This window comes from Anaplasma marginale str. Florida, from assembly GCF_000215485.1.
Taxonomy (GTDB): Bacteria; Pseudomonadota; Alphaproteobacteria; order Rickettsiales; family Anaplasmataceae; genus Anaplasma; species Anaplasma marginale.
Window position 1 is genome coordinate 1 of the sequence record NZ_AFMS01000195.1, and the last position, 9,521, is coordinate 9,521.

At 49.3% G+C, this 9,521-nt stretch carries 9 protein-coding genes; 4 read left to right on the forward strand and 5 right to left on the reverse strand.

Annotated elements, in window-relative coordinates; all coding sequences use genetic code 11:
- A partial coding sequence (locus GAC_RS05210) for a hypothetical protein (protein ID WP_050813522.1) occupies positions 1-559 on the forward strand: 559 nt, incomplete at its 5' end.
- Between the two features lie 90 nt (positions 560-649).
- On the opposite strand, the gene GAC_RS05215 is transcribed toward GAC_RS05210, so the two are convergent.
- The 5 genes from GAC_RS05215 to uvrB form a co-directional block, all read right to left on the reverse strand.
- Positions 650-841 carry a hypothetical protein gene (locus GAC_RS05215; RefSeq protein ID WP_010266358.1) on the reverse strand — a complete coding sequence of 64 codons (192 nt, stop codon included), beginning with the start codon at positions 839-841 and terminating at the stop codon, positions 650-652.
- A gap of 94 nt (positions 842-935) precedes the next feature.
- The gene (locus tag GAC_RS05220; protein WP_010266359.1) at positions 936-1,142 is read right to left on the reverse strand and encodes a hypothetical protein; all 207 of its coding nucleotides are present in this window, start codon (positions 1,140-1,142) and stop codon (positions 936-938) included.
- Between the two features lie 235 nt (positions 1,143-1,377).
- The gene (locus GAC_RS05225; protein ID WP_010268885.1) at positions 1,378-1,887 is read right to left on the reverse strand and encodes a hypothetical protein; all 510 of its coding nucleotides are present in this window, start codon (positions 1,885-1,887) and stop codon (positions 1,378-1,380) included.
- A gap of 44 nt (positions 1,888-1,931) precedes the next feature.
- Positions 1,932-2,909, reverse strand: a complete 978-nt coding sequence (locus GAC_RS05230) for a hypothetical protein (RefSeq protein ID WP_010270987.1) — start codon at positions 2,907-2,909, stop codon at positions 1,932-1,934.
- 544 nt (positions 2,910-3,453) lie between these two features.
- On the reverse strand, positions 3,454-5,409 hold the full coding sequence (gene uvrB / locus GAC_RS05235; protein WP_010270990.1) for an excinuclease ABC subunit UvrB: 1,956 nt from the start codon (positions 5,407-5,409) through the stop codon (positions 3,454-3,456).
- Between the two features lie 64 nt (positions 5,410-5,473).
- Here uvrB and secD point away from each other — a divergent pair, with 64 nt between their 5' ends.
- The 3 genes from secD to GAC_RS05245 all read left to right on the forward strand — a co-directional run bounded on the left by secD (position 5,474) and on the right by GAC_RS05245 (position 9,292).
- Positions 5,474-6,979 (forward strand): protein translocase subunit SecD, encoded by a 1,506-nt coding sequence (secD, locus tag GAC_RS05240; protein WP_010268892.1) that lies wholly within the window; start codon positions 5,474-5,476, stop codon positions 6,977-6,979.
- A 36-nt stretch (positions 6,980-7,015) separates the two neighbouring features.
- Positions 7,016-7,162 (forward strand): zinc-finger domain-containing protein, encoded by a 147-nt coding sequence (locus tag GAC_RS05580; protein WP_010266367.1) that lies wholly within the window; start codon positions 7,016-7,018, stop codon positions 7,160-7,162.
- Positions 7,163-7,468: 306 nt separating this feature from the next.
- Positions 7,469-9,292, forward strand: a complete 1,824-nt coding sequence (locus GAC_RS05245; RefSeq protein ID WP_010268897.1) for a hypothetical protein — start codon at positions 7,469-7,471, stop codon at positions 9,290-9,292.
- Positions 9,293-9,521: the final 229 nt, after the last annotated feature.

Consider the following 9,521-nt stretch of genomic DNA (forward strand, 5'->3'; position numbering starts at 1 on the left):
TGTGAAAGTTTATCGTGCTCTTGGGGTTACTATGGTGGATTTCGGTGAGGGAACATACAACATTTCCATTTCTGGCTCTGTCAGCAATAGTGAGTTGTGTACTGGCAATTGCGATTGCAATACAGAGTTTACTGCCGTCACTTTCGAGCGTGCGCATGACGGTAGCTGGTGGTTCTGGGCAGAAAATGTTGCTGAGGCCTCAGCAGGCTGCAGGGGCGCCCATACTAGTGCAATAAACGGCTATGTGGAAAACGCTGATGGGGGGCCGGTAGCGCGCTTTGTTTCCTACTACGACGCACCCTGCCAAAACTTCGCAGAGGAGCAATACTCTGTGGTTAGCAGGGGGCTAGAGTTTTCCGGCATAAAAGGGCAAGAGGGGGATGATGGACGTATAGTCTTCCACAGCGACGTGCTAAATACTGACTTGATAATAGTCAAGGTCAATGAGGCGGTGGCAGAAGAGCTAGATGCAACAATCGCCGAACCCGCTGAGGAAAACGTCGCCGACACCTGCCCGACATGTCATCGCAATGGTGGTGCGACAGCCGAATTGGTGTAGACTATCTATTGCAAGGAGCACCACAGATTTTCTTGGTGCTTCTTGCACTGTCCTCAGCTGGGGCTCCTGGCTGGAAGCTGATCCCCGCTGTTATGCCAGGGTGGCGCCGCGCAGGTGGGCTTCTTGCATCTTTTTGTAGCCCTCTATAAGCAGTGCTACTGACGCTTCGTCGATTTCCGGGTGCTTGGGGTGTGCGTAGCAGTAGGGTTCCTGGCCGCTGGGGTCGCAAGCGTCGTAGTGGTGAGTGATAGGAAATCCTAGAAAGTCTGTATAGTCTGTCATCGTAACCTCCAAAGCAGTACATGTGCGTTGCCGCATTTTTTGGTAAAGTGTGGGTCGCAGACGTGCTTGTAACTATAGTCAAGTCGCCAGGATTTTATTCTTCATGCTCCGTACCCTTCTCGCGCAGATGCGCAGAGGCGTCATTGCTTCTGGCAACATATTGGGAATGATTGCGCATAGCACTGACAAGATCGCTGCAGGGCCGTAGCGGGTGTGCACCCGAGTATGATGGCAGCCTAACAGTTCTAGCAAACCTTCTGCTTGCAGTAGGATTCTTGAAATATCTCAAAAATGTCTTCATGCGGGTTAACCCTCCTAAATATCAGTCCTAAAACAATTTATTGCCCCTAGTGTGAGGCACTAAATGCTGTACACCCCAACTTAGCGGTGGGCACACGTTACGCGTCTACAGGCGCCACACGTGTATTTCAGCCGCAACTACCCGGCCATTGGAGCATACACATGTGGCCTCAGCCATAATTTACGCGCGAAAGCTTGTTTGCCACCAAGGGTGGCGCACAGCCACTCCAGTGCCATTAGTACACTCTAGGTTCTGGTATGATAAATTCATACTGAGCTTTCATGTCATCAGGAACTCGCAAGATCAATTCAAGCACATCAGGATCTTGGAACACTACAGTTCTGCGATCGTCAAATACAATCCGTCCGCTTATGGGGGTACGAGTTCCTACGTTGTATCGCGCCAGCACGTCGTCAGCTTTGACCTCACCCTCGCGCTCTATTGGGTACCAATATTCTGAGTACAGCACATTGTTGAGCGCTGCATCGTAGTAATTTACATACTCAAAGTCACCCGTTACCACAAAATTTCTGCGAATGTCAGGATGCGCTGGATGCTCAAACACCCCACTGGCCTGGAAGTGTATGGTGCCATCTTCATTGTAAGTAAACTCGGCCGGACAAAAATAATCGATACGGTGCTCAACCGCTTCACCACCGTCGACGTACGTTTTTCGTGCATCGGAGTGTATATATACGCTGCCACCTTGTGAATTTTCGGCGGAGCTGCCATCGAAATATATCATTTTAGACCTATAAAAACGAAATAAGCGGTACGTCGGTAGTTACCCTAGGAAAAAATAGATTTAATCCATCCAAGAATTTTAGAGTACCCAGACTTTCCCGCATCATGCAGCTCTTCAGACGTGTGATCATTGTTGCCTTGGGAGCCTTTGTCCTCAGCAGATCCATCATCAACAACATTGTTCTCGCGCGCTTCACCCACTTCGCCCGGAGTAGGTTGCTGTCGCATGTCCTGATCTGCCGTAGCTCCGGTACTAGGCTTTGATTCAGGTGTCTGCGGCTGGCCATCAGGTGCCATTATGTGTTCTTGTGGAGCGTTTGCGGGGTTAGATGTTTCAACGGTCAATGGCAACATGTCAGCCTCAGTATTAGTTTTAGGTTCATGCTCAGAACTTGACGGATGTTTTGCAGCATCCACAACACCCTGAGTTTCTGTCTTGCTTTCCGCAGTTACCGGTTCGGCATTACCCTCGTGCGCAGATATATATTTCGGCGGATACAATACGACATCTAGTACTTGGGAGTCCGGAACCGACACCTGAAAAACAACGGTATTATCACCAAACGCTACCGATCCGCGTGCTGGGCCTGTTAGTATGGAAAATCCGTTCTTAGCAACAGCGCAATCACCTAATTCAGTGAGTTGCCCTGTAAATGCTTGGCCGCCACCATTTTGCACTTTGTAAGTGTAGTGCTTTTCCCCGTACGCCATATTGAGTAACTCCGCAGATGCGTGGTCTGTGTATCTAAATGATCCGTAAGTTCTGTAATTTTTGAATGAGTCTGTCCCCTCGGGTACGACATGTGCCAGCCCAGCAAATTCAGGATCGACTATATTCTCAAAGCTAATAGTGCCGGTTTTCCCGTCTTGGCTAAACTCTACAGGAGCCAGATAGTCTATAGTAAAAATGCCTTCCGCAATTTCCCCGCCAACAAATCTGTGCCCCAAATATGGATCGGAGTGTACGTATATACCTCCGTTGCTGAAAGCCTCAGCAAGTTTGCTACCGTCAAAATGTATCATTCCAAGCCTCAAACCAAAGTTACAATCCCCTAATACGCACCACGAGCTACGTGGTGTGGGGCACCAGCGAGCAGAACCGTGCAAAACGTCAAAAGCGTGGCTCAGCATTAGGTGCTGCGGGTGGCAAAGCACAACCCAGTCTGGTCACCAGCCAGCATACAACACCAGAATACCATACTGCATGGACGCTTGGCACCAGCCCACCGCGGGTGTTCCCATCAAGTCTTTGTGCTGCGAGAAAGCCTAATAATGGCGTAACCTCACTCTGCAACAACCGAAAAGCGCCGTGGCAAACATCTAGAGCCAAACGTGGTTGAGCCGCTGGGTGTTTCAGGAGACGAAATGCCCATGGAGCAAGCTCAAGGCTGTATGATGCGCAAGTGGCGAAACAACATTCCCTGTACCGCCGCGTTGCGTGCCTCTCATAAATTCAAGTGCTGCCGCCCGAAGACGCGAACGGTCAGAGCTTTTAGGGGCAAAGTTTTAAGGAATCATTACCAGATACGCGGAGACAAACGGCCATCAGCGTCCACGCAGCATATCATCACGGAGCAGTAAGCCTCTTTATTTCATTGCGTATTTCTACTGCACGTTCAAAATCGAGGTTCTCCGCGCACAAAAGCATCTCTTTTTGCAGCTCTACAATATCGCGGTTTGCGGGATCGGTATTTGTATCGCGGGAGACTTTTTTGCGAGAAGAGCCTACACGCTCACTAAGGCTGGTCTGCACGGGTTTTTGGATAGTGCGGGGCACAATGCTATGCTCCTGGTTATATTTGCGCTGTATATCACGTCGGCGGTCAGTTTCTTCCATAGCTGTACGCATGGACTTGGTAATTACATTTGCGTATAGAATCACTCTGCCTTCCACATTACGTGCAGCGCGCCCTATCGTCTGTATTAGGGAAGTCGTAGAACGCAAAAAGCCTTCTTTATCAGCATCCAGTATTCCAACAAGGGCACACTCTGGTATGTCTAGCCCCTCACGCATAAGGTTTACACCCACCAGAACGTCGATAACTCCCAGCCGAAGATCGCTAATGATTTCAATCCTCTCTAGGGTTTTAACGTCAGAATGTAGATACGCAACTTTGATGCCCATTTCGCGCATGTACTCGGTTAGATTTTCTGCCATTTTTTTAGTCAGCGTAGTGATCAGCACCCGATATCCGCGCGCTATAGTTGCTTGGCTCTCGCACATCACATCGTGTATTTGCCCATCTGCACCTTTCACGATACACACAGGGTCCAACAGCCCAGTAGGTCTGATTAACTGTTCTGTCGCTACACCTCCGGTCTGCTGTAGTTCATACTGCCCCGGAGTAGCAGAAACGTAAACCACTGTTGGCTTTCTATCTTCCCACTCCGCAAAAGTTAGTGGGCGGTTATCCAGTGCAGATGGCATCCTGAACCCGTGGTTGATAAGATTAGCCTTCCTCATCCTATCCCCATTGTACATGGCTCTAATCTGAGGCACAGTCATGTGGCTTTCATCGATGAACATTATTGCATCCTGCGGCAGGTAATCCAGCAGCGTATTGGGCGGATCCCCCGCTTCCTTGCCACACAAATAACGTGAGTAGTTCTCGATACCTTTGCAGGTACCTGTCTCTCTCATCATCTCGATATCGAATCGTGTCCTCTCCACAATTCTATCTGCCTCAACTATTTTGTTGCACTGCTTAAACTGCAGCGCACATTCATCGAGCTCTTTTTCAATCTCAGAGATGGCCTGAAGCAAAGTCGGCCTGGGGGTAACGTAGTGGCTGTTGGGGAATATTTTTATCTTTTCCAGTTTCAACGTCACCATACCAGATTTTGGATCAACTTCCTGTATGGAGTCTACCTCGTCACCAAAAAACGATATCTTCCATATTCTGTCTTCATAGTGTGAGGGAAACACGCTCAGTACATCGCCCTGTACGCTGAAGCTACCGCGCTCATATCTGTTGCCGTGCTTATACTGCAGCTCCACAAGCCTTTCTTGTAGTTGGCACATATCTAGCTTCATACCAAGAGCAATAGGCACGGTCATCTCTGAGTAGAGTTCGGGCGATCCTAAACCGTATATGCATGACACGCTGGCAACAACTACTACATCTCTCCTTTCCAGCAGCGATCTGGTTGCAGAGTGTCTTAGTAGGTCAATTTTGTCGTTTATCAGCGCATCTTTTTCTATATACACATCGCTTTGGGGAATGTACGCCTCGGGCTGATAATAGTCGTAGTATGAGACAAAATACTCCACTGCATTTTCCGGAAAGAACGACCGCATTTCTTCGTGCAACTGCGCCGCTAGGGTTTTATTGTGTGCAATTATAATCGCAGGACGCTGCGTTTGCTCAATCACCGAAGCCATGGTAAATGTTTTCCCAGACCCCGTCACACCCAACAGAGTCTGCTCTTTTGCACCACAGCTTATGCCGCGCACTAGGCTATCAATTGCACCTGGCTGGTCACCAGATGGGTTGAACTCAGAGGAAATTTTAAAGCGCTGCATAAAACCGCTATTCGGATTTGCCCAGATTTAATATAATGTACCCCAAATTGCATAGTGGTAAAACATGCATCCTATAGGCAAGGCAGTGGCCGCGTTCATACTGTGTGTGGTGTCGGTGTACTTAGTCATGCCCAACTTTGTGGATTCTAATTTGTTGATATCAAAGAAAAAGGCAAATTTGGGCCTGGATTTGCAAGGTGGCGTCTATCTTTTGCTTGAAGTTGATTTTCATGAGTATCTTAAAGGAAGGCTCTATGGCTTGAGTGATACACTCCAGGCTTTCTTGCTTAAGGAAAAGATCTCATACAAAAGGTTGTATGTGAAGGATGATTCCTTAGTGCTGTCTTTATCTAATGAAAAGGATTACGCGCGTGTAAAGCGTTTTGACGCCAACGTCACCGTCTCTGGCGCTTATGACCGTGCTGCAATATCCTTCACAAGTGGATACACAAAATCGCTATTGCGTGGGGTTGTGTCTGATTCCATACAGAACGTGCAACGCAGGCTGGACACATCTGGCACTAAGGAGATTATTATCAAAAGCTATGGGGAAGATAAAGTATCCCTGCAAGTCCCAGGAATATACAATCCTGATAGCATTAAGTCGCTGATAGGCAAAACTGCTAAGCTGACCTTTCACCTACTTGAAGAGGTTAAAAGTTTGTCAGACATAGACCCCGTAGTGACCAGCCTGCTGAGCGACACAGCCGGCAATGTGTACCCGGTATTGAAAAAGGTAGAGATAAGCGGAGACTCACTAGTCGATGCTAGTGCGGGGCTTAATAGCCTAGGAAGGCCCGTGGTGTATTTCAAGTTTGACAGCGTGGCTACTAAGAAGCTGGCGGAAATCACAAAAAACCACGCAGGCAAGCAGTTTGCAGCGGTACTTGATAACGTCGTGTTGACGGCACCCACTATTCGGGAACCCATACTGGGTGGGAATGGTGAAATTAGCGGCAGATTCAGCATGAGTGAAGCGAAAGAACTTGCAGTGTTGCTTAAATCTGGGTCACTACCCGCACCTTTGCGCATAATAGAAGAAAAGGTAATCGGGCCCAGTTTGGGCGCCGGGTCAATTGCCATGGGCAAGGTGGCAATGCTCGCCTCCGTGGTGGGTGTCTCTGCATTTGTGACTGCGTCATACGGAATACTTGGGGTTTTTGCGGTAGTCGGGCTGATTTTCAACATCGTGTTTGTGTTGCTGACCATGACTTTTATCGGAGCAACGTTAACTCTTCCGGGCATAGCTGGGATGACGCTCACAGTAGGTATGTCCATAGATGCAAACGTGCTCATTTTTGAGCGCATAAGGGAGGAAATACGCACCGGCAGAAAATTAAGGTTGGCAGTGGATAAGGGCTTTAGAAATGCCATGTCGACAATTTTCGATTCCAACATTACCACGCTAATAGTCGCTGCCATAATGTTCATCATGGGTAGCGTGTCAGTGAGCGGCTTTGCTGTAACGCTGGGAGTTGGTATATTGTGCTCAATGTTATCCGCGGTGGTGCTGACTAAGGTGCTAATAGACGTATGGGTACATACAACAAAGGGTCTACAAATGGTATAATAACTGCATGGCAAGCACATTTTTGTGGAGTTGCATATGAGCGGTAAGTCTTGTAACGAAGAGAAAGTGACGTTCTGCGACGGCAATGACGCAGAGGGGTTATATTCTGGGCATCCAAGGGTGTATATAAAAATCACTGGGAAAAACCAGCAATGCCCGTATTGCGGGAGGGTTTTGAGTTGATTCCAGCAGTCGCCGCGCGCAAAGGCGCCGTCGTATGCTTTTAGCTCCGGTTGCTCACAACTTGTAGTTGCCCTTGCATCCACAAACCCCCTATAGACGCGGCGGTTTCTCCGGCAATATTGGTCATTGTTTGACGTATTGGTATTTACTAAATTTGTAACCTGTGTTAGAATTCTAAGGCTGTGCGGCATTACCTTAAGCACGCACATCACGCTGTTTAGCAGTCCTGATAAACCCTGGGAGGCCTGGCAAGTGGGTGCGATAGTGCCCTAGTGCGGCGCACGGGACAAAATAGGAGGGAAATTCATGCCTAGTAGCCGCGGGGTGGCGTACTCCGCACAAGACATAAGTAGGAGGTTTGCGCTTTTCATGCCTGGTAAGGGCATAGTTAGGCTTGGACGCCTTATACCCGGCGTTGCTCCTGCATCCGCACTAATAAATAGAGATTTAGAAGCGCTACCAGCGGGTAGCTCGGAAGTGGAATTCAACGATGTGCTACTCAGTAGGACTTTCTGCTTTTTTGACTCCAAGCCAGCAGACGTCCGAAAGACGGTTGCAGCGCTTGCATCCTCCGGATTGGTAGTACGAATAATGTGCAGCGCACAAGATTGTGAGTATTTAACGGGAAAGGGCATAAGCAGTGAAACATGCATAAGCGACGCTAGATACGCGTTTCCCTCACGGAATGCAGTTGTGCTCATCTACCACAGGGAGTTCTCACGCATGGACTTCCGTGGGCTTAAAGCCCTTATGGTATGGGACGGCGCACCACAGGAAATGCGTCAGCTGCTGACGGAGTTGATGTCCAGTACACATGGCGCAGCACGCGTTGCTGGCGATGATAACAAATTTTTCACTGTAAAGTATAGAGCATCCGAAAAACCTTTGGGACAAAAACTGCTCGATTCGGTGCTCTATGCGGAAAAGTGGTCATTGTTGTCGGCAGAAGAAAAAGCGTGGAGATGTGCCTTCAGCGTACTACTAACTTTAATACTGCCCATAATGCCTGTGGTATTCGCATTAATTGCTCGCGGAAGGAGCAAGGACCCCAGCTACAACTTGGGTATCATGCGTTGGCAGAACAGCGTCTACAGGGACGGACAGCTTCCTAAGTCAGATCCGTACGATATGCTGTTCGGGGACGACGCAGAAGCTTCGCGGCGCCTTACTTACACCGTAAACATGATCGCATCGGAGCCTGGCTTCGGGTATATGGATAGTGACCACAGGCTCACAGAAAAGGCAAAAGTGGTCAGCAAGTGGCACAATCTCCTGCTACTTGCGAGCCGAAAGCAATTATCCCGTGGGGAACTTGCGCTACGTGCCGTGTTTCTTGTCACATTTGCAACCCTGGCCATTGCTAGTATCGCACAGTTATCCTTAAGCAGCATTGCACATTCAGGTGCTTCCATAGCGTCAGCGGTTTCTTACTGTGCACTAATCGGCGTTTGCGTAGGATCGATCTGCATATACCGCAAGGATACCAAGCGCCTACTCATGTTTGGCACTCTCTCTTTTGCGTGCGTTGCATTACTGGCAAATTCCATAACCACGTTTCACCTTGGTAGTGCACCAGGGCCCGTGACGCAGAGCTTGGAAACAATAATCTCCACAGCTTTGATTTCCTTGTTTGTCATGTATTGCATTGCCGCGTGTGCAGCAAATCTCATATACAAGAAAGACAAAATGGTCGCGAACGAGCTGGGAATGAGCTTCACTGCATATCGCGACATAAAACCGCAGCTATGTTCTGAGTTAAAAAACCACGACAGAAACGCCGCAAATGCGGAAGTATTGGTCAGAATATTAGAAGACAGCGGCGAGGACGTAGCTACACTACTTGCAAGGCGGGCTGCAAGCATCGCTTCGGTGGAGAGTGGCGAGATACAACAACCGTGCGCTGGTACCAGTGGTAGTGCGTCACCAGCAGCAGACCGTTGGTGGTTGGATCCCACAAATCCGTTCGCCGCAGATGCAAATACTGAAGCCGAAGAGCACCTGGGGGCCAGCGCATCAGGAGAGAGCGACACACCGGACATCAGCTCAACCCTGCAAGATGTAGCAACAATAACCAAAGGTCGTTCTTATTCCTCCTCGCTTGATGCCAACAGGCCGGCAAGGTCAGCATAAGCTGTGGCACCACCTACTTTTTGTAACAAGTATATCGCGGTGGAAGCGCTGCGCGGGGACGGCGGCGCCCCCTGTAGTCCTACTCCCAGCCCAGCCTAGTCGCCGTATCGCAGCCTCAGCGGCCTTAGCAGCCTTAGCAGCCTTAGCAGTAGGAGTCTCAACCCCACTGGCCTAAGGCCGCCAGCCTCTCTGGTACCTCATCTCCTACCAAGGCCACCACCACAGCTCT